The sequence below is a fragment of the Allosphingosinicella sp. genome, assembly GCF_036570505.1.
Lineage (GTDB): Bacteria > Pseudomonadota > Alphaproteobacteria > Sphingomonadales > Sphingomonadaceae > Allosphingosinicella.
This window is the reverse complement of sequence record NZ_DATCYB010000039.1, coordinates 76,046-95,963: the sequence shown is the minus strand read 5'-3', so window position 1 is coordinate 95,963 and position 19,918 is coordinate 76,046. Positions and strand designations below refer to the sequence as shown.

Genomic DNA, 19,918 nt, shown 5'->3' with positions numbered 1-19,918 from the left:
CTTGTCGACCAGTTGGCGCGCCATAGGCTTTCGCCGCCACTCATGGTGGTCTCGTGTTCGATATGATCATCGGGCAGCTCGGCGACGAAGCGGCTGGGGATGCTGCTGGTCCACTGGCCGTAGATGCGGCGGTTGGCGGCGTGGATTATGAAGCACTTATGGCGCGCTCTTGTGATAGCGACATAGGCGAGGCGGCGTTCTTCCTCGAGGGCCGCGTTGCCGCCTTCGTCGAGCGAGCGCTGCGAGGGGAAGACGCCTTCCTCCCAGCCGGCGAGGAAGACGGTGCCGAATTCGAGGCCCTTGGCGGCGTGGATGGTCATGATGGTGACCTTTTCCTCATCGCGGGCGGCGTCGTTCTCCATGACGAGGCTGACATGCTCCAGGAAGGCGCCGAGCGTTTCATATTCCTCCATGGCGCGGGTGAGCTCGGTCAGGTTTTCGAGGCGGCCGGCGCTTTCGGCGGAGCGATCGGCCTGGAGCATCGCGGTGTAGCCCGATTCGTCGAGGACGAGGCGGGCGAGCTCCGGATGGGGCAGCTCGTCGAGTCGGGCGCGCCAACGGGCGAAGTCGGCGACGAGGTTGCCGAGCGAGCGGCGGGCCTGGCGAGTCAGCTCGTCGGTGTCGAGCATCTGGGCGGCGGCGGAAACCAGAGGAACGCCGACAGCGCGGGCGAAGCCGTGGATCTTCGCCACCGCCTTGTCGCCAAGGCCGCGCTTGGGGGTGTTGACGATACGCTCGAAGGCGAGGTCGTCGGCGGGCTGGGCAATGACGCGGAGATAGGCCAGCGCATCGCGGATTTCAGCCCGCTCGTAGAAGCGGAAGCCGCCGACGATGCGGTAGGGGAGGCCGATGGCGATAAACCGGTCTTCGAACTCGCGGGTCTGGAACTGGGCGCGGACAAGGATCGCGACATCGTCGAGGCTCCGTTCTCCTTTGGCGCCGCGCCGCTGGATCGTCTCGATCTCTTCGCCGACGCGGCGCGCCTCCTCGGGCCCGTCCCAGACGCCGATCACCTGGACCTTCTCGCCGGTGTCATGCTCGGTCCACAAGGTCTTGCCGAGGCGGCCGCCATTGTGGGCGATGAGGCCGGAGGCGGCGCCTAGGATGTGCGGCGTGGAGCGGTAATTCTGCTCCAGGCGGATGATCTTCGCGCCCGGGAAATCCTGCTCGAAGCGGAGGATGTTGGCGACCTCGGCGCCGCGCCAGGAGTAGATTGACTGATCGTCGTCGCCGACGCAGCAGATGTTCTTGCGCTCCTGGGCGAGGAGGCGGAGCCAGAGATATTGGGACTGGTTGGTGTCCTGATATTCGTCGACGAGGATATATTTGAAGCGGTTCTGATAGAGCTCCAGCACGTCACGGCGGGTGCGCAGGATGACCAGCATGTGGAGCAGCAGGTCGCCGAAGTCGCAGGCGTTGAGAGCCTTCAGCCGCTCCTGATAGGCGGCGTAGAGCTGCTGGCCCTTGCCGTTCGCATAGGCTTCGCTCTCGCCGGCGTCGACCTCGCGCGGGGTCCAGCCGCGGTTCTTCCAGCGGTCGATGAGGCCGCCGAGCTGGCGCGCCGGCCAGCGTTTCTCGTCGATGTCGGCGGCGGTGATGAGCTGCTTCATCAGGCGCAGCTGATCGTCGGTGTCGAGGATGGTGAAATTGGACTGCAAGCCCACCAGTTCGGCGTGGCGCCGCAGCATCTTAGCGCCGATGGCGTGGAAGGTGCCGAGCCAGGGCATGCCCTCCACGGCCTCGCCGACGATGCGGCCGACCCGCTCCTTCATCTCGCGCGCCGCCTTGTTGGTGAAGGTGACGGCGAGGATCTCGGACGGCCAGGCGCGGCGGGTGGCGACGAGATGGGCGAGGCGGGCGGTGAGGGCGGCGGTCTTGCCCGTGCCCGCGCCGGCGAGGACCAGGACGGGGCCTTCGGTGGTCAGCACGGCCTCGCGCTGGGGTTCGTTCAGGGCCCTGAGGTAGGGCGGTTCGGCGGTTGTGGGGACGGGGTGACTCACCGGTGAACAGTTAGGGAACGGCGGCGCTCGCGGCAACCTTCGTGGTGCCGATCCGCGCGACTTCGGCGATGAGGGCTGCGCGCTGTTCGGGCGGGAGGTCGGAGCCGGCCAGGAAGGCGGCGACGGCGAGGCGGCGGCCGTCGGCGAGCTCGATGATGCCGACGTCGTTGATGGCGCTGGCGACGCCCTCGACGGTGGCGCCCGTGCCGGTCTTGTGATAGACGGTGGCGCCGTGGGGAGCGCCGGCCTTGAGGCGGTCGGTGCCGGTGGTAGTGCTCTCCAATATGCCCATCAGCTTTTCGGTGGAGGCGGGGGAGAGGAGTTGGCCTTTCGCCAGCATGGAGAGAATTTGGACCATGTCGGCGGGGCTGACCCGGTCGCGGGGGTCGGCGAGGTAGAGGCGAAGCGCCGCTCGCTGGGCCTCGACGGGCACCTGCTCCTTGGCCTCCATCATCGCGTCCAGTCCGATCCACTGGCCGATGAACTCGGAGAGGCCGACCGATTGCGGCTGCAGCTCATATTCGTAGCGGTCGACGCGGAAGCTCTCGATGCCGCGCCGCTGGAAGAAACGGGTCAGCGCCTGCGGCCCGCCGATGCGCTTCAGGAGGAGGTCGGCGGCGGTGTTGTCGCTCTGGGCGACGGCGGCGCGGATCAGTGCCTCGATCGTGTAGTCGGTGCGCTCCGGAAAGGCCTCGGCGATCGGGCTGTGCGCGACGGAAAGCTGCTCCCTGGCGAGCGAGACGGTGTCGTCGAGCGATAGCTTGCCCTTGTCGGCCGCGTCCATGACGGCGATGGCGAGGGGGAGCTTGAAGACGCTCTGCATCGGCATCGGCTTTTCGGCATTGACGCCCTTCATCTCGCCCGTGCCGAGGTCGAGGATGGCGACGCCCAGCACGCCCGGCCTGGCCTTTTCGGCCAGAGCCTGCAGCGCGGGGGTGACGATGTCGGCCGGAGGCGGAGGAGGGGACGCTTCGTTCTGGCAGGCGACCAGGACGAGGGGAAGCAAGACCATCAAGGCACGTTTCAACATTCTCATCCCTCTCGCCGCAGCAATGTGATGTGCGCCTTGCCGAACCGCCGCTCGGCCGCGACCGCGAAGCCGGTCGGGACGGCCAAGCGCTCGCCGGCCGTCTCTATACTGACGATCCCGCCTACCGCCACCCAGGCCGGATTGCCGACGCGGCCCAGCGCCATCTCGGCAAGGCCGGTCGCGTAGGGTGGGTCGAGGAGGAGGAGGTCGCAAGGGGCGGGCGGGGGCGAGGCATATTCGACCGACTGGCTGCGGACCTCGGCGCGCTGCCCGGCTCCGAATGCATCGATGTTGCGCTTGATCGAGGCCACGGCGCCAGGGTCGGTTTCGACGAACAGGCAGTGCGCCGCTCCGCGCGACAGGGCCTCCAGGCCGAGGGCCCCGGTGCCGGCGAACAGGTCGGCGACGCGCAGGCCCTCGAAGGTGCCGATCCGGCTGGCGAGCATGGAGAACAGGCCTTCGCGGGCGCGATCGCTGGTCGGGCGCGTGGCCCGGCCCTCGGGGGCGATGATCGAGCGTCCGCGCCACTCGCCCGCTATTATCCTCACTTAGATCCTCCCCGGGACGGGGAGGAGGACCGCGACGCGAAGCGGCGTGGTGGAGGGGATTTCGTGCCGCGCTCAGGGCCCCCTCCACCATGCTTCGCATGGTTCCCCTCCCCGGACCGGGGAGGATCTAGTGTGTTCCGAAAGGCGACGAGATCGTACTGACGCACCTCATCGACCGCCCCCGCGGGCAAATCGCCGAGAACGAACGGGCCGTAAGCGGTGCGGATCAGGCGGGAGACCTGGAGGCCGAGATGTTCCAGCACGCGGCGGACTTCGCGGTTCTTGCCTTCGGTGAGCTTCATCTCGATCCACTGGTTGCGGCCGGTGCGGCGTTCGAGGTTCGCATCGATCGGACCGTAGCGCATGCCGTCTATCTCGATGCCTTCGATCAGCGCTTCGAGCTGATCCTGGGTGACGCTGCCGAAGGTGCGGGCGCGGTAGGTGCGCTCGACGCCGGTCGAAGGGAGCTCGAGCTGGCGCTTGAGGCCGCCGTCGGTGGTGAGGAGCAGAAGCCCTTCGGTGTTCATGTCGAGGCGGCCGACCGGCATCAGCCGCGGCAGGCCCGTAGGCAATCGGTCGTAGATGGTCGGCCGCCCCTTGGGATCGCTCGCGGCCGTCAGCAGCCCGGCGGGCTTGTGATAGCGGAAGAGGCGCGCGGGGGCGGGCTCCTTCACCGGCTTGCCGTCCACCGTCACGCCGTGAAGCGACGTGAGCAGGGTGGCCGGCTTCTCGACCGGCTGGCCATTGATGGCGATGCGGCGCTCCTCGATCATCCGCTCGATCTCGCGGCGCGAGGCGATTCCGGCGCGGGCCAGGAGCTTGGCGATTCGCTGCGGCTCTCGCGGCGGATGATGCTGGGCCAGGGGAACCTCCAAAAGACGTTGTCGGCCGTCTCCGTTCGGACAGCCGGAAAATGAAACGCGCCAAAGCGATAGCGGTGGCGGGGCACCCTCGGCTATGCTGCCCGTTACGAGACCAGTCTAACCCGGGAGGGCCACCCACTAAATGTTGTTCGGCAAGCGCGAAAGGATAATCAGGCGCATTCTCATCGTCGAGGACGAACCCCTCGTCGCGTTCGACAACGAGTATCTGCTGAGCGAGGAGGGCTATGAGGTCGTGGCGACGGTGGATTCGGTCGCCGATGCCTTGGGCGTGATCGACAAAGAGCCGCTCGACCTCGTCCTCAGCGACATAAAGTTGAGCGGGGCGGGTGATGGGATCGATGTCGCCCGTGCCGCCGGGACGAAGGATATCCCGGTCTTGTTCGTGAGCGGCTATTGCCCGATCGAGGCGCAGAAGCTGGCAGTCGGCTGCCTCGCCAAGCCCTATAGCGACAAGATGCTGAAGGCCGCGCTCGAAGCGATCGACCGGCAACGGCAGGGCCGCAAGCTCAAGAAGGTGCCCGAAGGCCTCAGCCTGTACGCACAAGTCGAATAGATGTCTCAGCCCAGCGCGGCCTCGATCTGCTCGTGGAAGTGAAGGATGCCGGTTTCCAGCGTGCCCAGGGTCAGCCGGTCGATCGCGCCGGAGGACAGGCCCTCGTGCCCGAGCGCGGCGGCGCGGAAGTCCTCGGCGCCGAACGTGCCCTGGTCGAGGAGGATCCAGCTCTTCTCCCAATGCTGATCCTCCTCGGGTGTAGCCGGCGGTTCGGGAATCAGCATGAAATCCTCGACCAAGGTGCGATCCACCGCCTGGGGCATCAGCACCATAACGTTCACATAATCCGGGCTGACGACGATGACCGTCGCCGGGAAGAGCTGGTAGGCGAAGGTGATTGCGGCCCTGAGCGCCGGCCAGTCGTTCTGGCTTATCCCCGCCAGATACTCGGCGCGGCCGACGGCGGAGCGCTGGTGGGGGCCGATCCTGTCCGCAGCCGTGACTCCGTCGGCGAAGAACTTGCCGATGCTGGAGGCGTGGAGGCGCTGGACATGATAGCTTTCGAGGAAAGCGTCCATGATCAGCTTCCAGTTCGCCGGCACGTCGTGGACATGACGGCGGAAGAGGTGATGGTCGCCGAGGCCGAAGGCGTCGAATTCGGGCGCCAGCGCGGCCGCATCGCCGAAATCGGATTCCGCGCGCGAAAACCAGATGAGCCCGCCCGCCTCCTGGCTCGGCAGTTCGGCGAGATGATGCCCCGTCTTGTCGAGACCGGGGAAGCTATCGGCGCGCGGCACACCGGCCAGCGCGCCGTCTAGCGTGTAGGACCAGGCGTGATATGGGCAGACGAGGCGAGGCGCGCACTGGGCCTCACCGCCCTCCACCAGCCGCGTGCCACGATGGCGGCAGACATTGAAGAAGACATGCGCCGCGCCCCGCTTGTCGCGGGTGATGAGGAGCGGTACGCCGAAGCCGTCATGCGCCACCGCCATGTTGGCGCGCGGCAGAAGCGCCGAAGGCGCGATTACCCGCGGCAGCCGGGCGAACAGCCGCGCCCGCTCCAACTCGAAGCGATCCGAGTCGGTGTAGAGCGAGGCAGGGACCGAGCCGACCGCTTCCCCTACGGCATTGCGCCCCTCGGCAACCGCTTTCGCGAGGGCAAGCTGGCCCTCGGTCGGCCGCCGCGTCGCCTGGACATCCATGACGCCGAACGGTGCTGCCGTGGCCCGAGGAAGGCAAGCGTCTATCCGCCGAAACGGGGCTAGCCGAAGGCCAAGGAGGCGCTACAAGACGCAAATGGATCAAGCCAGTTCGACCGCGCCCAGTGACTGGCGCAGCCGCATGCCGGAAGGCATCCGCCCCTATTTCGAGTCTGCGCCGCTCGCCTCCTTCTTCCTCGGCGTTTCCTCCGGCTTTCCCTATGCGATGATCGGCGCGACCCTGACCACGCGACTCTCGCAGGACGGGCTCGACAAGCAGAGCATCACCGCCTTCAGCCTCGCCTTCCTCGTCTATAATCTCAAGTTCCTGTGGGCGTGGGTCGTCGACGGCGTGAAGCTGCCTATCCTCGGGCGGCTCGGGCAGCGCGTGTCATGGCTGATTCTTGCCGGCGTGCTGGTGATCGCGGCGGTCGCGAATCTGGCGCTCGTGGATCCGTCCGCCAGCCTGCTCCAAACTGCGTATGCCGCGGTTCTCGTCGGTTTCGCCGGCGCGACCTTCGACATCGTGATCGATGCCTATCGCATCGAGATACTCGAACCCCGCCAACTCGGCGTCGGTTCCGGCATGGTGCAATATGGCTGGCGGATCGGCTCGGTCGCGGCGGGCGCGCTGGCGCTCGTCCTCGCGGCCCGGGTCGGATGGGAGATCGCCTACCTCGCCTGCGCCGCCTTCGCCTTTCCGGCGATGCTGACCGGCCTCCTTTTCGGTGAGCCAGCCCGCCACCGCGAGCCCAAGCAGCGACGCGCTTTCGGCGAGGCGCTTCAGGCGGTTTACGGCCCCTTCACGGAATTCTTCCTCCGGCAGGGCGCCTTCCTCGTGCTGCTGTTCATCTTGCTTCACAAGATCGGCGACACGCTCGGCCAGCTGACGCTCCGCCTGCTGCTCGACGACATGGGCTACAGCAACGACGAGATCGCCATCTACGATGTCGGCTTCGGCTTCTGGGCCTATCTCATCGGTATCTTCATCGGCGGCGTGCTTTATGCGCAGATGGGGATGAAGCGCTCGGTGTTGCTGAGCCTCATCCTGATGGCGATTTCCAATGCGAGCTTCGCGGTGCTCGCCGCCGCCGGGCACAGCAATTGGGGGCTGGCCGGCGCCATTACGTTCGAGAATATCGCCAGCGGTATCGGCGGCGTTGTCGTCATCGCCTATTTCTCGGCGCTGTGCGATCTGCGCTTCACGGCCTCGCAATATGCGCTGATATCGGCCGCCGCCAGCGTCGTCGGCCGCATCCTCACGGGCACGACGGCGGGCACCCTAGTCGAAGCCTTTGGCTACGTGAATTTCTACTGGTTCACGACCGTGATCGCCTTTCCGGGCATTATCCTCTTCTGGCTGATGATGCGGGCGGGCCTGATCGACGCGTCGGTCGGCTCGGCTGGCAAGGTAGGCGAAGGCGATGCACGCCGGGACGAACCTCAGGACGGCGGCTGATCGTTCTTCCGCAGCACCTCGCCCGCCAGATAGAGCGAGCCCAGGATCAGGACGACGGGCGGATGGGCGTTGTCGGCGTGGCGGGCGATCCAGCCGAGTGCATCCTCGACATCCTGCGCGGGCAGCGCGTTGAGCCCGGCACCGCGCGCCGTGGCGGCCAGGTGGGCGGGGCTGTGGTGGGGATGGCCCGGCACGGGGATGGTGTGGAGGGTTATCGCCCGATTGCGGAAGGGCTTCAAAACTCCTGCTGCGTCCTTGTTCTCCAGAAGGCCGAAGACAATGTGGAACGGCCGCTCGGCGGGCACGTGGGCGCGGAAGAAGTCGGCGATGGCTCTTGCCGCCGCCGGGTTGTGACCGCCGTCCAGCCATAGCTCCGATCCCTTTGGGAGCCGCTTGTGGAGGGGTCCGGGTCCGAGCCGTTGCAGCCGTGCCGGCCACTCCGCCCAGCCCATCGCCGCCCGCAGTGCGGAGTCGCGGATGGCCAGCGGGCCGTGCCGCAGCATGGCGATGGCGAGACCCGCGTTCATCGCCTGATGCAGTCCCTGGAGGCGGGGCAGCGGAAGATCGAGCGTGCCGAGCTCGTCGCGATAATGGAGTTTCTGGCCATAGGACGCCGCATCCCATTGGCCGCCGCGGGGGAGCCAGGGCGCGCCCGCGGCCGCCGCGACCTCGCCTATCCTGTTCGCGATCCGGTCCGGATAATGCTGGGTGAGGAGCGGAACCCCCGGCTTGGCGATGCCCGCCTTCTCGGCGGCGATGATTTCGAGCCTGGAGCCCAGAAACAACTGGTGGTCGAGGCCCAGCTGGGCGATCCCGCAGACGGCGGGTCGAGGGATGACGTTGGTCGCATCGAGCCGGCCACCGAGCCCCACTTCTATGATGCAGGCGTCCGCCTGGACGCGGGAGAAAGCGAGGAACGCGGCCGCCGTGGTGGCTTCGAAAAAGCTCGGGCCGATACCCTCGGCGGCGTCCAGCGTCTCGGCGAGGAGCTCCGCGAGAAGCTCGTCCTCGATCAGCTTGCCCTGTAGCCGGATGCGCTCGTTGAAGCGGACGAGGTGGGGGCTGGTGTAGACATGCGCCCTGAGGCCCGATGCCTCGACCGCGGCGCGGAGGAAGGCGCAGGTGGAGCCCTTGCCGTTGGTTCCGGCGACGTGGAAGACGGGCGGCAACTTGCGCTCGGGATTGCCGAGGCGGGCGAGGAGCGCGCTTATCCGTTCGAGTCCGAGCGTGTCCACGCCGGGAGACAAATCGGAGAGGCGATCGAGCTGGCGCTGGACGAGTGGATTATCGGAGGCGGCACGGTCGGGCATGGCCGTCACGCTGAACTTGTTTCAGGGTCCATCTCGTCGACTAGGATGAGGTGGAAAGATGGATGCTGAAACAAGTTCAGCATGACGATCATCGCTATGCCGCCTCTTGTCTCGGCGTCAGATAGGCGATGAGCTGGGCGAGGCGTTGGCGCAGGTCCTTCCGGTGCACGACCATGTCGATCATGCCGTGGTCGAGCAGATATTCGGCGCGCTGGAACCCTTCGGGCAGCTTCTCGCGGATCGTCGATTCGATCACCCGCTGGCCGGCGAAGCCGATGAGCGCGTTGGGCTCGGCGATGTGGACGTCGCCCAGCATCGCATAGGAGGCGGTGACGCCGCCCGTCGTCGGATCGGTGAGAACGACGATATAGGGCAGGCCCGCTTCCTTGAGCTCGGCGATGGCGACGGTGGTCTTGGGCATCTGCATGAGGGAGAGGATGCCCTCCTGCATGCGCGCCCCACCGGCGGCGGTGAAGATGATGTAGGGGCAGCGATCGTCAATCGCGGCGCGCACGCCGGCAACGAAGGCAGCGCCGACCGCCATGCCCATTGATCCACCCATGAAGGCGAAATCCTGAACGCCGATCACCGCGCGCTGGCCCTCGATAGCGCCGCGCGCGTTGATGAGCGCGTCAGTCTCGCCGGTCTTCTGGCGGGCGGCCTTGATGCGGTCGGTATACTTCTTGCTGTCGCGGAATTTCAGCGGGTCTTCTTTTACCGCCGGCGGCGGGAGCAGCGAATAGCCGGGGTCGAACAGCCGATCGAAGCGCTGGCGCGGACCGATGCGGTCATGATGGTCGCAACGCGGACAGATGAAGCCGTTCTCTTCCCATTCCCGGGTGAAGATCATGGCTTCGCAACTGCGGCACTTGTGCCAGAGATTGTCCGGCGTCTCGCGCTTGGGCAGGAATGGGATGCTCTGGCGGACGCGGGTGAGCCAGCTCATGCGGGATTCTCCTTCCGCCGCGCGGATGGAACATGCCGTCCTGTTTGTCCAGTTACAGCGTCGCCTCGATCGCGCGCGCGGCCTTGTCCGGATCCTTGGCCTGGGTGATCGGGCGGCCGATGACGAGGATAGAGGCACCGGCGTCGAGGGCGGCGCGCGGCGTCATGACGCGCTTCTGGTCGCCCGTGTGGCCGCCGGAGGGGCGCACCCCGGGAACGACGAAGAATCCGTCGGGCCAGAGCACCCGGGCGGCGGCGACCTCGTTGCCCGAGCAGACGACGCCGTCGACGCCCGCCTGCCGGGCCAGCGCGGTCAGCCGCTCGACCTGACTGTGCGGATCGTCGGGGACGCCGATCGAACCGAGGTCGGGTCCATCCAGGCTGGTCAGCACGGTCACCGCCACGACCCTGGTGTCGGCGGGAGCGGCGGCCTTGGCATCTTCGAGCATCGCGCGTCCGCCGGCGGCATGGACCGTCAATATGGCCGGCTCCAGCGGTCGCAGAGCCTGGATCGCCTTGGCGACGGTGTTGGGGATGTCGTGGAACTTGAGGTCCAGGAAGATGGGCAGGTTCAGCTCCGCCATGTCGCGGATGCCCTGGCGGCCATTGGCGGAGAAGAATTCGAGGCCGAGCTTGATGCCGCCGACATGATGGCGCACCCGCGTGGCGATCGTTTTCGCCTTTTCGAGATCGGGTGTGTCTATCGCGACGTAGATCGGGCTGGTCATGATTTAGGCCAGACCGTGCTGTCGGTCGCGGTGCGCTCCTCCGTGGCGGGGGGCGACGCAACGGGCGGAGCGGATTGGACGACTACGCCCTGCCGCTCATGCATTTCGAGCCGCCGCTTCAGGGTCCAGAGCCGGGCCCGGTGGACGACCAGCATCGGCAGGAAGCCGAGCAGGAAGGCGGCGAGGATCAGGATCGGCAGCTTCGCATCGGCTTCGAGCCCGCCCCACAGCTTGATGGTGACGGCGTTCCAGTTGATGCTCGCGAACAGCACGAGGATCACCGCGAACGCGACCCAGAACAGGGTTTTCAGGAACTGCATGCAACTCTCCCAGGCGGCTCTCGCCTAAGTCCAACAAAAAGCCCGGCTCGTCCAGAGGGCCTTAGTCGGCCGCTGACTCTGCCGCTTTTTCGCCGCCTATCTCACGATCCAGCTCCTCGAACAGCGAGGGGATGGCGGTCAGCCGCTCCCGCTCCTCGGCGACGATCGCGCGGAAGGCCTCGCGCTTGAGGGTCGCCACCTTGCCCGGCGGCAGATGGACGCCCTCGGGCAGGGCCGAGACGACGATATCGACGAGTCGGTCGGCGCCGTGGAGGCGGCCCCACAGATAGTCGTTCTCCCGGTAGGCGCGGCTGAAGAAGGCGCCGAAGCTGTTGAACTGGATGCCCTTCAAGGTCGCCTCGGCGCCGCCCTCGCGGATGGCGGTGGCGTCGTCGGGGGCGATGCGGTCGACCTTGACCGGATCGAACTCGTCCAAACCCTCGCCCTGGAGGAGCGGAAGGGTCGCGATATCGTAGAAGGGGAATCCCAGATAGGTCAGGATGAGCGATCGGCGCTCCGCCTTGGGGAAGGCAGCGAGAACCTCCGAAATGCGCGCGTCGGCCTCGTCGTCGCGGCGCTTGAGGTCGAGCCGCTCGGCCAGCGCTTCCAGCGCATCGACGGGCTGTTCCACCGCTTGCTGGAAGATCGGCAGATCGACTTCGCTGTCGGTGTCCATCGGCGCGCGATAGCGTCCGATGAGGTCGTAGACCGCCCCGCGGGCGGCCTCGATCGCCTGGCGCGGCGCATGGGGCTTTTCGTCCATCCGGCCAAGGCGGCGGGCGAGCAGGCGAAGGCGCCGTGTGCGGTAGACGAGATCGAAGCTGCGGAAGAATTCGATTACGTCGGCCCTCGCGCCCGCCGCCGTCATCGCCTCGTTCGAGGTGAGACCGGCCTGGTCGGCCACGTTCCAAAGCGCCTGCCTGACCGCTTCCCGTCGCTGCCGGGTCGCGCCGCCGCTCAGCCGAATGATGTGGCCCGCGACATCCTCGAGAACCGAGGAGAGCTTCAGATGCCCATAAGCGGCATAGGCGTAGCCCGCCTCCCGCGCGGCGACCGTCTGCGCCTTCGATCGCCAGGCGGCGAGGCGCTTAGGGGTAGGTCGGCCGAGCAGCAGCGTGGTTCCGAATACCCGCTCGATCGCCGCCTCTACCTCCGGCCGCATCGCCTCGACGACCTGGCGAAGATGGACGATGCGGGCCGAACGCTGGTCGATCGCTTCGAGATTGTCGCGGATCGGCTGCTCGCGCGGGATGTCCGAGAGGGCGCCGAAGATGGTGGTGAAGAAGCCCGGCGCTTCGGCTTCGCCGGTGGCGGTGAGGCGAACGCTCCGGCCACTCGGCTTCGGGTCGATGTAGACGAAGCGGCGGTCGATCTCGCGGCGGGCGGGGCGGTTCAGGAGCGCGTCGATGACGGGGCGGAACGGCGCGTTGGCGAGCACCGATCCGTCGATCAGTACCGCATTCTCGGCCTCGCCGATGGCGAACTGGCGGGGCAGGGCACGCCTCAGGAAGCGGGCCCTGCCCGGCCAGGATTGCTTCCTTTCGTGAAGGACATCGTCCAGCTCCGTTACCCGGAAAGGCGGAAAGGCGCCGGGGAAGCTGGCCGTCGCGCGCGCGGCGAAGGTGAGCTCTGCGTCATGGGCCAGCCGGCGCTCCGGCCCGCCCTTGTCGCGGAAGGAAACGGTGAGCCGGTGCTCGGTCTCGGCGACCTCGGGCGGCGAGTGGAGCCGCAGTCTTTCGGGGTGGCCGTGGAAGTCGGTGACGGTGACGAACAGGTCGAGCGGCTGGTAGTGGGGGAGGAGCGGCGGCCCGACCGGGCCGGCCGCCATGGCCTCCAGCGCGTCGAGGATCAAAGCGGTGAAGCCCGGGCCGGCGAAGGGCGGTGCGAACCACCGCGCCCGCACGAAATTGGCGAGCTTGGCGCGAACCTCATCGCGATGCGCCGCTTCGACCGTTTCGTCCACCGTGCCGCCGCCCTTGCCCGACAGCGCCCAGGCGATCGGCACGGCCGCCGCCTTGGCGAAACGCGAGACCGGATGGACTCCGGGGTCGAGGAGGCGGTCTACGTCGGCCTTGTCCAGCCAGAGCTCGGTCAACGGGTCGAGCGAGCGCCCCGTCGAAATCGCATCGGCGAGGAAGATGGCGTTGATGCCGCCGGCGCTCGCCCCGGCCAATATATCGACCAGGACCCGAAGCTGGATTCCGCATTCGTCGGCGATGGTTTCGAGCAGCTTGTGGTAGACGTCCTGACTGCCGCCGGCCGTTGGCTCTCCGGCATGAAATGCCCGACTGGCGCAGGCGAGGTGCCAGATCTCCTTGGTAATGCCGTGCATGTAGACGGCCAGGCTGATCCCCCCATAGCAGACCAGCGCCAGCCGCAGTTCCTTCTCCCGCATGATCATGAGCGTGACAGGAAGGACGTGCCTTGTCGAGACGACCAAGTTCCTTCCGGTCGTTAACCATTACGATATTTCACCGCAGAAACGAAACGAACCGTCGCCGCGGATGGGACTCGTCAAATTGCCGATATTATGCCCCTCACATCGAGTTGAGGGGCGTCTGTCATGAGTATTACGAAAGCCGGTCGCCGCCGCGGGCATACTGTTGTGGCCGTGGCACTGGCGGGTCTCATGTCCTCCGTTCCCGTGAAAGCGGATACTCCCCACGGCCTCCCCGAGATCGAAGCGGCGACGGCGACCCCGGTCGATCCGACGGCGACGCCGGTCGCGGAGCCGGAGCTGGCGCCGATCGTCGAGGAAGCCGGACCAGAATACCAGCATCTCGCGGATGGCGAAGCGAGCTATTACGGCGCCGAGCTCGCCGGCAACCGCACGGCGAGTGGCGAGATTTTCGATCCCCGCCAGCTGACCGCGGCGCACCGCACGCTGCCGATGGGCACGAAGCTCAGGGTCACCAACAAATCCAACGGCAAGAGCGTCATCGTTCGCATCAACGACAGGGGGCCCTTCGTAAAGAAGCGGATCGTCGATATCTCGCGCGCGGCCGCCGAGAAGATCTCCATGGTGCGCGCCGGCAGGGCGCTGGTCAGCCTGGATCTGCTGCGCTGATCGCGCCTTTGCATCTTTACCTTGTTTCCTAACTGACTATCACGGTTACGCGGTCGCCGCCGACCGGCTTCAATCAGCCGCATGGGCACCGTGAAGTTGATGTTTTTTAGGAGAGGTCTGCTGTCGAGGCGGATCAAGATCGCGTCCATCGCCGCCGTCATATTGGCGGTCTTCATCATCGCCGCGTCCGGCGGCACTTTCGCAGGGCGCGTGGAGCCGGTAGAGGAGAAGATAGCCGGCCTGTCGCAGCGCATCGGCATCGACGTAAAGCCGTCGAGGAAGAGCGATGTCGACTATGCGCGGCTGGATCAGCGGCTTCAGCGCCTAGTCGAACAGGACAATATGGTCGGCCTCGCCGTCGGCATCGTCGAGGATGGCCGCATCCGTTTCCTCAAGGGTTACGGCACGACCGTAGCCGGCGGCGACGAGCCGGTGACGATCGACACGATCTTCCGCTGGGCGTCGCTCTCCAAGGGCGTGGCGGCCGACATGGTCGCCAAGCTCGCCGAGCAGGACCGGCTGTCGCTTCGCGATCCGGTCGGCCGATGGTCCTCCTCGCTGCGCCTGCCTGCCGGCAACGAGGACAAAGCCACTGTCTCGGACCTTCTCTCGCATCAGCTCGGCCTGTTCGCACATGCCCATGATTCAAGCCTGGAGGATGGCCGGGACGATGCCGAGCTTCGTGCCAGCCTTGCCTCACTCAACGCGATCTGCCCGCCCGGCCAGTGCCACGCTTATCAGAACGTAGCCTATGACGCGGCGAGCGAGGTAGTCGAGAAGGCGACGGGCATCAGCTATCAGCAGGCGGTGCGCGACCAGCTGTTCCTGCCGCTAGGCATGACCAGCGCCACGCTGACCCGCGACGGTCTGGTCAACGCCGAAAGCTGGGCGCGCCCGCATCGCGGCGGCAAGAACTCCAATCCGGTCGAGGTGACCGATTCCTATTATCGCGTTCCGGCAGCGGGCGGGGTCAATTCGTCGATCAAGGACCTGACGATCTGGATGATGGCGCAGATGGGGCGCGCGCCGGACGTGCTGCCGGACGGCGCGCTCGATGAAGTTCAGGAACCCCGCGTCGGGACGCCCGGCGAGAAGCGGCGCATGCGCGAATTCGCCGAGCGGCTGAACGAGGCCGATTACGGCCTTGGCTGGCGGATATACGACTATGCCGGGCATCGGCTCATCGGCCATCGCGGCGGCGTCACCGGCTATCGGTCGCTGATCCTGTTCGATCCCAAAAAGAAAAGCGGGGTCGTCGCGCTGTGGAATTCGGGCACCGCTCAGCCGGGCGGCCTCGAATTCGAGGTGATGGACATGGTCTATAACCTCGAGCCGCGAGATTGGCTGGAGCTCAATGAACTTGAGGACAGCTCCGAGCGGGCCTTCTCGGGAACGTCGTAGAACACGGCGTCATTGCAAGCGGAGCAAAGCAATCCAGCCGGGCGGCAGAACTGGATTGCTTCGTCGCTACGCTCCTCGCAATGACGGAGAGTGATGTCATGCTAAGCTGGCTTCACGCGCGCCCAGATGGGGAGGTGGTCCGAAGCGCGCCGCGCCGCCACGCTGCGGTGGGCGCCGCTTTCCAGTATCTCCAGCTCCTTGCTGACCATGATCCGGTCGAGCTGCGCGATCGGACGGCGGGAATGGAAGCTGCGGCCGCATGCGGCGAAGCGATGATGGTGGGCGAAGTCGCGCAAGCATCCTCCGTGCGCGCTCCATTCGTTGAGGTCGCCCATCAACACCGTCGGCGCCTCTGGATCGCCGTCCCGGCCGGCGAGATGCGCGAGGATGGCATGCGCCTGTCGCCTTCGCCACAGCCCGGACAGGTCGAGATGCATGCCGACGACGCGAAGATCGACGCCGCCGACGCGCACCTCGGCCATCACCGCGCCGCGCGGCTCCAGCGAGGGCAGGTGGACGATTTCCTTATGGATGATCTCGACCGACTTTCTGACCAGCAACGCGTTGCCATGCCAGCCGAGGCTGCCGCTTCGCGCCTCGAAGGGCACGGGCTTGTAGTCGCTATGCTCCTCGATCATGTGGACTGGCAGCGCGCTCATCCGCGCCCCGAAGCGTCGATCCGCTTCCTGAAGCGCGACGACATCGGCGTCGAGCTCGTTCAGCACCTCGATCGTCCTGTCCGGACGCCGCCGCCGGTCGGTGCCGATCGCTTTGCGCATATTGTAACTGGCGACCAAGATCATCGCGGCTCGTCTTGTGAGGGAGGGACGGTCCGCGTCAACTGGCGGGCACGGCCTTTGTGCGGTCCGTCAGCCGGCCGAGCTTGTGGCCGAGCGCGCGTGCTGCCTTGCCCGCGGCGCCCAGCACGGCGCGATCGACCGTCGCGCCCTCCTCCGTCACGGCCACGGGATCGAGCCCGTTGACCCGCGCTTCGAGTGTCGCCCTGAGGCCGGAGGCGCCCTTGCCGCCGTTCATGTCGGTCACGTGGATTTCGATATGGGTCAGGCGATCCTCGAAACGGGCGAGCCGCTCGCGCACGCGGTCCTCGACCCGGGCGGCACGCTCGCTGCCGCCGTCGATCTGCCTGTCGGTATGTATCTGGACGAACATGCGCGCCTCCTCCTCTATGGTCCTGAATCATCCAATGCCGGGGAAAGGCGGGCGTTCCAGTCGGTGAGGCGGCCTGCCGTAAATCCACTGGCGACCCGCGCCGCGCCCCGCTAACCCTCTGGTCATGGCGAAGGTGCGCAAGAGATTTGTCTGTCAGGCCTGCGGCTCGGTCAGCAGCCGCTGGCAGGGGCAATGCGCCGACTGTGCCGAATGGAACACGCTCGTCGAGGATACGAGCGCCGTCGTGACACCTTTTTCCGCGCGTCACGACCTTCGCTCCGGAGGGCGGGCCGTGGAACTGGTCGGTCTGGACGCCGACGTAGTCCTCCCGCCCCGCACCGGCACGGGCATCAAGGAGTTCGACCGGGCGCTGGGGGGCGGGCTCGTGTCCGGTTCGGCGACGCTCATCGGCGGCGATCCGGGTATCGGCAAGTCGACCTTGCTCCTGCAGGCGGCCGCCCATATCGCCGCGCGTGGTTTGCCGGTCGCCTATATTTCGGGCGAGGAAGCCGCCGACCAGGTGCGCCTGCGCGCCCGCCGCCTTGGCCTGGGTGCCGCTCCGGTGAAGCTTGCCGCCGCCACGTCGGTTCGCGATATCCTGACGACGCTCAGCGAATCCGCGCCGCCGGCGCTGCTGGTCATCGACTCGATCCAGACGATGCACAGCGATCTCATCGAGGGCGCGCCGGGAACCGTCAGCCAGGTCCGCGCCTCGGCCCAGGAGCTGATCCGCTTCGTCAAGGAAACCGGCACCGCCCTCGTCCTCGTCGGCCATGTCACCAAGGACGGATCGATCGCGGGGCCGCGCGTGCTCGAGCATATGGTCGACACGGTGCTGAGCTTCGAGGGCGAGCGCAGCCATCAGTACCGCATTCTCAGAGCCACCAAGAACCGGTTCGGCGGCACCGACGAAATCGGCGTCTTCGCCATGGAAGAGGAGGGGCTCTCCGAAGTCTCCAATCCCTCGGCGCTGTTCCTGACGCACAGGGGCGAGTCCGTCTCGGGCGCCACGGTCTTTCCCGCGCTGGAAGGCACGCGTCCGGTGCTGGTCGAAATCCAGGCGCTAACCGTCCGCCTGGCCAGCGGGGCCACGCCCCGTCGGGCCGTCGTTGGATGGGATTCGGGGCGCCTGGCGATGATCCTCGCCGTATTGGAGGCGCGCTGCGGCCTCAGCTTCTCGACCGCCGAAGTCTATTTGAACATCGCGGGAGGCTATCGCGTCAGCGATCCGGCGGCGGACATGGCGGTCGCCGCCGCCCTGGTCTCCGCGCTGGCCGAGCGTCCGGTGGCCTCCGAGACGGTCGCCTTCGGCGAAGTCTCGCTGTCCGGCGAGCTGCGTCCGGTCGCCCATGGGGCGTTGCGTCTCAAGGAAGCGGCGAAGCTCGGTTTCAAACGCGCATTGGTGCCCGCCTCGTTGAGCGCGGAGAAGAGCGGCATGGCCCTTACCGGCTTTCGCACCCTGGGCCAGCTCGTTGACCATCTGCTGGGCCGCCAGTAGCGCAACCCGGAATGGCTGGCCTCACCTCCCTCGACATCCTCGTTCTGCTGCTCGTCGGCGGCGGCGCCGTTTTCGGATTCCTCCGCGGCTTCGTTTGCGAGGTTCTGTCCCTACTCGCCTGGGTAGCGGCGATCGTGGCGTTGAAGTTCTTCTACGAGCCGGTGCGCGCCGCTCTGGAAGAGCCGGTCGGGATGGGCGGCGCCGTGCTGGCGTTCGCGCTGGTTTTCGGCGTGGTCTTCATCGCCGGCAAGATCGTCGCCCGCCGCATCGGCGGGGCGACGCGCAATTCGGTCGTGGGGCCCGTGGACCGGGTGCTCGGCGGCGGCTTCGGGGCGCTCAAGGGCCTGATCGGCGCGACCTTGCTCTTCCTGGCGGCGAATATCGTCTACGATTTCTTCTACACCAGCCGCGGCGCCCGGCCCGACTGGATGCTCGATTCCCGCACCTATCCGCTGCTCAACGCCAGCGGCCGCGCCATCGTCGATTTCGTCGAGACCCGCCGCTCGGCCGCGCCGGACGAGGGAGAGGCGGCGGAATGACCGCGATCCGCCTTCACGACACGATGGCGCGCGAGAAGCGGGCGTTCGAGCCCGCCGACCCGAAGCGCGTGACGATGTACGTCTGCGGCCCTACGGTCTATAGCCGGGCCCATATCGGCAATGCCCGCCCGGCGGTTGTCTTCGACGTCCTCGCCCGCCTGCTGCGCCATCGCTATGGCGAGGACAGCCTCGTATATGCCCGCAACGTCACCGACGTCGACGACAAGATCATCGCGGCGGCGGAGGCTGAGGGGGTGGACCCTTCGGTCATCACCGCGCGCTACGAGGATTTCTATCTCGCCGACATGGGTGCGCTGGGCGTTCGGCCGCCGACAATGGCGCCCAGGGCGACCGAGAATGTCGGCGAGATGATCGGCATGATCGCCCGGCTGGTCGAAGCCGGCAACGCCTATGAAGCGGACGGCCACGTCCTCTTCCATGTCCCGAGCGATCCGGATTACGGCGCGTTGGGGCGCCGCGACCGCGAGGCGATGATCGCCGGCGCCCGCGTCGAGGTCGCCAGCTACAAGAGGGACCCGGCCGACTTCGTGCTGTGGAAGCCGTCGGAGCCGCAGGTGATCGGCTGGGATTCGCCCTGGGGCCGGGGCCGCCCCGGCTGGCACATCGAATGCTCGGCGATGATCGAGGCGCATCTGGGCGAGACGATCGACATCCACGCCGGCGGCCTCGACCTCATCTTTCCTCATCATGAGAATGAGATCGCCCAGAGCCGCTGCGCGCATAACGGCGTGCCGCTCGCCCGTTTCTGGCTTCACAACGGCTTCCTCTCGATGGCCGGAGCCGAGAAGATGTCGAAGAGCCTCGGCAACGTCGTGACGGTGGCCGAGCTGCTGGAGCAGGGGCACAAAGGCGAGACGCTGCGCCTCGCTTTGCTCTCCGCCCATTACCGCCAGCCGCTCGAATGGTCCCCGCAGCTCATCGCCCAGAGCAAGGCGACGCTCGACCGCCTGTATCGCGCTGCGGGCGACGCCGTCGCGGGCGAGGCGGACTCGAAAGTCATCGAAGCGGTTGCCGACGACCTCAACACCCCGCTCGCCCTTTCCCGTCTCTCGGCAATCGACGATCCCGCCACGCTGCGCGCGAGCGCCGCGCTTCTCGGACTCCTCGCGGAAAGCGCTTCCGCCTGGTTCCAGGGCGAAGGCGATGCCCGCGTCGATGCTCTGATAGACGCCCGCGCCGAAGCCAAGCGGCGGAAGAATTATGCCGAAGCCGACCGCATTCGCGCCGATCTCGAAAAGGAAGGAATCCTGCTGGAAGACAGTCCTGCGGGGACCACCTGGCGCCGGACCTGATATTCACTCCGGGA

General features: G+C 66.9%; 19 protein-coding genes. 7 read left to right on the top strand and 12 right to left on the bottom strand.

The genetic code is table 11. The annotated features are described in order from the left end of the window. From VIR62_RS03440 to VIR62_RS03425, 4 genes are all read right to left on the bottom strand, one after another. On the bottom strand, positions 1-2,000 hold a 2,000-nt coding region (locus VIR62_RS03440), incomplete at its 3' end, for an ATP-dependent helicase (protein WP_431868699.1). A 10-nt stretch (positions 2,001-2,010) separates the two neighbouring features. Next, the gene (gene bla, locus VIR62_RS03435) at positions 2,011-3,030 is read right to left on the bottom strand and encodes a class A beta-lactamase (protein ID WP_431868697.1); all 1,020 of its coding nucleotides are present in this window, start codon (positions 3,028-3,030) and stop codon (positions 2,011-2,013) included. Between the two features lie 2 nt (positions 3,031-3,032). Beyond that, on the bottom strand, positions 3,033-3,578 hold the full coding sequence (gene rsmD, locus VIR62_RS03430) for a 16S rRNA (guanine(966)-N(2))-methyltransferase RsmD (RefSeq protein ID WP_431868695.1): 546 nt from the start codon (positions 3,576-3,578) through the stop codon (positions 3,033-3,035). Then, positions 3,575-4,453, bottom strand: coding sequence for a pseudouridine synthase (locus VIR62_RS03425; protein ID WP_431868694.1), 879 nt, complete (start codon positions 4,451-4,453; stop codon positions 3,575-3,577). The genes rsmD and VIR62_RS03425 overlap by 4 nt, the downstream gene beginning before the upstream one ends. Before the next feature lie 130 nt (positions 4,454-4,583). Between VIR62_RS03425 and VIR62_RS03420 the strand changes: the two genes are divergently transcribed. Then, positions 4,584-5,015, top strand: a complete 432-nt coding sequence (locus VIR62_RS03420) for a response regulator (protein WP_431868693.1) — start codon at positions 4,584-4,586, stop codon at positions 5,013-5,015. Between the two features lie 5 nt (positions 5,016-5,020). Here the strand turns inward: VIR62_RS03420 and VIR62_RS03415 are convergent, their stop codons facing one another. Continuing rightward, positions 5,021-6,157: an aromatic ring-hydroxylating oxygenase subunit alpha gene (locus tag VIR62_RS03415; RefSeq protein ID WP_431868691.1), complete on the bottom strand. Its 1,137-nt coding sequence runs from the start codon at positions 6,155-6,157 to the stop codon at positions 5,021-5,023. 139 nt (positions 6,158-6,296) lie between these two features. Here VIR62_RS03415 and VIR62_RS03410 point away from each other — a divergent pair, with 139 nt between their 5' ends. Beyond that, positions 6,297-7,613 carry an AmpG family muropeptide MFS transporter gene (locus tag VIR62_RS03410; protein ID WP_431868708.1) on the top strand — a complete coding sequence of 439 codons (1,317 nt, stop codon included), beginning with the start codon at positions 6,297-6,299 and terminating at the stop codon, positions 7,611-7,613. Here the strand turns inward: VIR62_RS03410 and VIR62_RS03405 are convergent. From VIR62_RS03405 to VIR62_RS03385, 5 genes are all read right to left on the bottom strand, one after another. Beyond that, entirely contained in the window at positions 7,598-8,923 is a 1,326-nt protein-coding gene (locus tag VIR62_RS03405; protein WP_431868689.1) for a bifunctional folylpolyglutamate synthase/dihydrofolate synthase, read from the bottom strand. The genes VIR62_RS03410 and VIR62_RS03405 overlap by 16 nt on opposite strands. Positions 8,924-9,017: 94 nt before the next feature. Beyond that, on the bottom strand, positions 9,018-9,869 hold the full coding sequence (gene accD, locus VIR62_RS03400; RefSeq protein ID WP_431868687.1) for an acetyl-CoA carboxylase, carboxyltransferase subunit beta: 852 nt from the start codon (positions 9,867-9,869) through the stop codon (positions 9,018-9,020). A 52-nt stretch (positions 9,870-9,921) separates the two neighbouring features. Further along, positions 9,922-10,596, bottom strand: a complete 675-nt coding sequence (gene pyrF / locus VIR62_RS03395) for an orotidine-5'-phosphate decarboxylase (protein WP_431868685.1) — start codon at positions 10,594-10,596, stop codon at positions 9,922-9,924. Continuing rightward, complete coding sequence (locus tag VIR62_RS03390; protein WP_431868684.1) at positions 10,593-10,916, bottom strand: hypothetical protein; 324 nt, start codon at positions 10,914-10,916, stop codon at positions 10,593-10,595. The genes pyrF and VIR62_RS03390 overlap by 4 nt, the downstream gene beginning before the upstream one ends. Before the next feature lie 61 nt (positions 10,917-10,977). Continuing rightward, complete coding sequence (locus tag VIR62_RS03385) at positions 10,978-13,311, bottom strand: patatin-like protein (protein ID WP_431868683.1); 2,334 nt, start codon at positions 13,309-13,311, stop codon at positions 10,978-10,980. 168 nt (positions 13,312-13,479) lie between these two features. Between VIR62_RS03385 and VIR62_RS03380 the strand changes: the two genes are divergently transcribed. Together VIR62_RS03380 and VIR62_RS03375 are read left to right on the top strand one after the other, a co-directional pair. Further along, on the top strand, positions 13,480-13,983 hold the full coding sequence (locus VIR62_RS03380) for a septal ring lytic transglycosylase RlpA family protein (RefSeq protein WP_431868681.1): 504 nt from the start codon (positions 13,480-13,482) through the stop codon (positions 13,981-13,983). 99 nt (positions 13,984-14,082) lie between these two features. Continuing rightward, positions 14,083-15,384, top strand: coding sequence for a serine hydrolase domain-containing protein (locus tag VIR62_RS03375; protein ID WP_431868679.1), 1,302 nt, complete (start codon positions 14,083-14,085; stop codon positions 15,382-15,384). Between the two features lie 101 nt (positions 15,385-15,485). Here the strand turns inward: VIR62_RS03375 and VIR62_RS03370 are convergent, their stop codons facing one another. Both VIR62_RS03370 and VIR62_RS03365 read right to left on the bottom strand, forming a co-directional pair. Continuing rightward, a complete protein-coding gene (locus VIR62_RS03370) occupies positions 15,486-16,187 on the bottom strand; it encodes an endonuclease/exonuclease/phosphatase family protein (protein ID WP_431868678.1) in 702 nt (233 codons plus the stop codon). Between the two features lie 34 nt (positions 16,188-16,221). Next, positions 16,222-16,554, bottom strand: a complete 333-nt coding sequence (locus VIR62_RS03365) for an HPF/RaiA family ribosome-associated protein (RefSeq protein WP_431868676.1) — start codon at positions 16,552-16,554, stop codon at positions 16,222-16,224. Between the two features lie 124 nt (positions 16,555-16,678). On the opposite strand from VIR62_RS03365, the gene radA reads away from it, so the two are divergent. From radA to cysS, 3 genes are read left to right on the top strand one after another with little or no spacing between them, the layout of a single operon-like run. After that, entirely contained in the window at positions 16,679-18,052 is a 1,374-nt protein-coding gene (gene radA, locus VIR62_RS03360) for a DNA repair protein RadA (protein WP_431868675.1), read from the top strand. A gap of 11 nt (positions 18,053-18,063) precedes the next feature. Then, positions 18,064-18,591 (top strand): CvpA family protein, encoded by a 528-nt coding sequence (locus VIR62_RS03355; RefSeq protein WP_431868674.1) that lies wholly within the window; start codon positions 18,064-18,066, stop codon positions 18,589-18,591. Further along, the gene (gene cysS / locus VIR62_RS03350; RefSeq protein ID WP_431868672.1) at positions 18,588-19,904 is read left to right on the top strand and encodes a cysteine--tRNA ligase; all 1,317 of its coding nucleotides are present in this window, start codon (positions 18,588-18,590) and stop codon (positions 19,902-19,904) included. Before VIR62_RS03355 ends, cysS begins: the two co-directional genes overlap by 4 nt. Positions 19,905-19,918 lie beyond the last annotated feature (14 nt).

Bases quoted from the DNA above. Each gene is read 5' to 3' on its own strand.
- bla (WP_431868697.1), bottom strand. From the start codon at position 3,030: ATGTTGAAACGTGCCTTGATGGTCTTGCTTCCCCTCGTCCTGGTCGCC.
- VIR62_RS03420 (WP_431868693.1), top strand. From the start codon at position 4,584: ATGTTGTTCGGCAAGCGCGAAAGGATAATCAGGCGCATTCTCATCGTC.
- VIR62_RS03415 (WP_431868691.1), bottom strand. From the start codon at position 6,157: ATGGATGTCCAGGCGACGCGGCGGCCGACCGAGGGCCAGCTTGCCCTC.
- VIR62_RS03410 (WP_431868708.1), top strand. From the start codon at position 6,297: ATGCCGGAAGGCATCCGCCCCTATTTCGAGTCTGCGCCGCTCGCCTCC.
- VIR62_RS03405 (WP_431868689.1), bottom strand. From the start codon at position 8,923: ATGCCCGACCGTGCCGCCTCCGATAATCCACTCGTCCAGCGCCAGCTC.
- accD (WP_431868687.1), bottom strand. From the start codon at position 9,869: ATGAGCTGGCTCACCCGCGTCCGCCAGAGCATCCCATTCCTGCCCAAG.
- pyrF (WP_431868685.1), bottom strand. From the start codon at position 10,596: ATGACCAGCCCGATCTACGTCGCGATAGACACACCCGATCTCGAAAAG.
- VIR62_RS03390 (WP_431868684.1), bottom strand. From the start codon at position 10,916: ATGCAGTTCCTGAAAACCCTGTTCTGGGTCGCGTTCGCGGTGATCCTC.
- VIR62_RS03385 (WP_431868683.1), bottom strand. From the start codon at position 13,311: ATGCGGGAGAAGGAACTGCGGCTGGCGCTGGTCTGCTATGGGGGGATC.
- VIR62_RS03380 (WP_431868681.1), top strand. From the start codon at position 13,480: ATGAGTATTACGAAAGCCGGTCGCCGCCGCGGGCATACTGTTGTGGCC.
- VIR62_RS03375 (WP_431868679.1), top strand. From the start codon at position 14,083: ATGTTTTTTAGGAGAGGTCTGCTGTCGAGGCGGATCAAGATCGCGTCC.
- VIR62_RS03370 (WP_431868678.1), bottom strand. From the start codon at position 16,187: ATGATCTTGGTCGCCAGTTACAATATGCGCAAAGCGATCGGCACCGAC.
- VIR62_RS03365 (WP_431868676.1), bottom strand. From the start codon at position 16,554: ATGTTCGTCCAGATACATACCGACAGGCAGATCGACGGCGGCAGCGAG.
- radA (WP_431868675.1), top strand. From the start codon at position 16,679: ATGGCGAAGGTGCGCAAGAGATTTGTCTGTCAGGCCTGCGGCTCGGTC.
- VIR62_RS03355 (WP_431868674.1), top strand. From the start codon at position 18,064: ATGGCTGGCCTCACCTCCCTCGACATCCTCGTTCTGCTGCTCGTCGGC.
- cysS (WP_431868672.1), top strand. From the start codon at position 18,588: ATGACCGCGATCCGCCTTCACGACACGATGGCGCGCGAGAAGCGGGCG.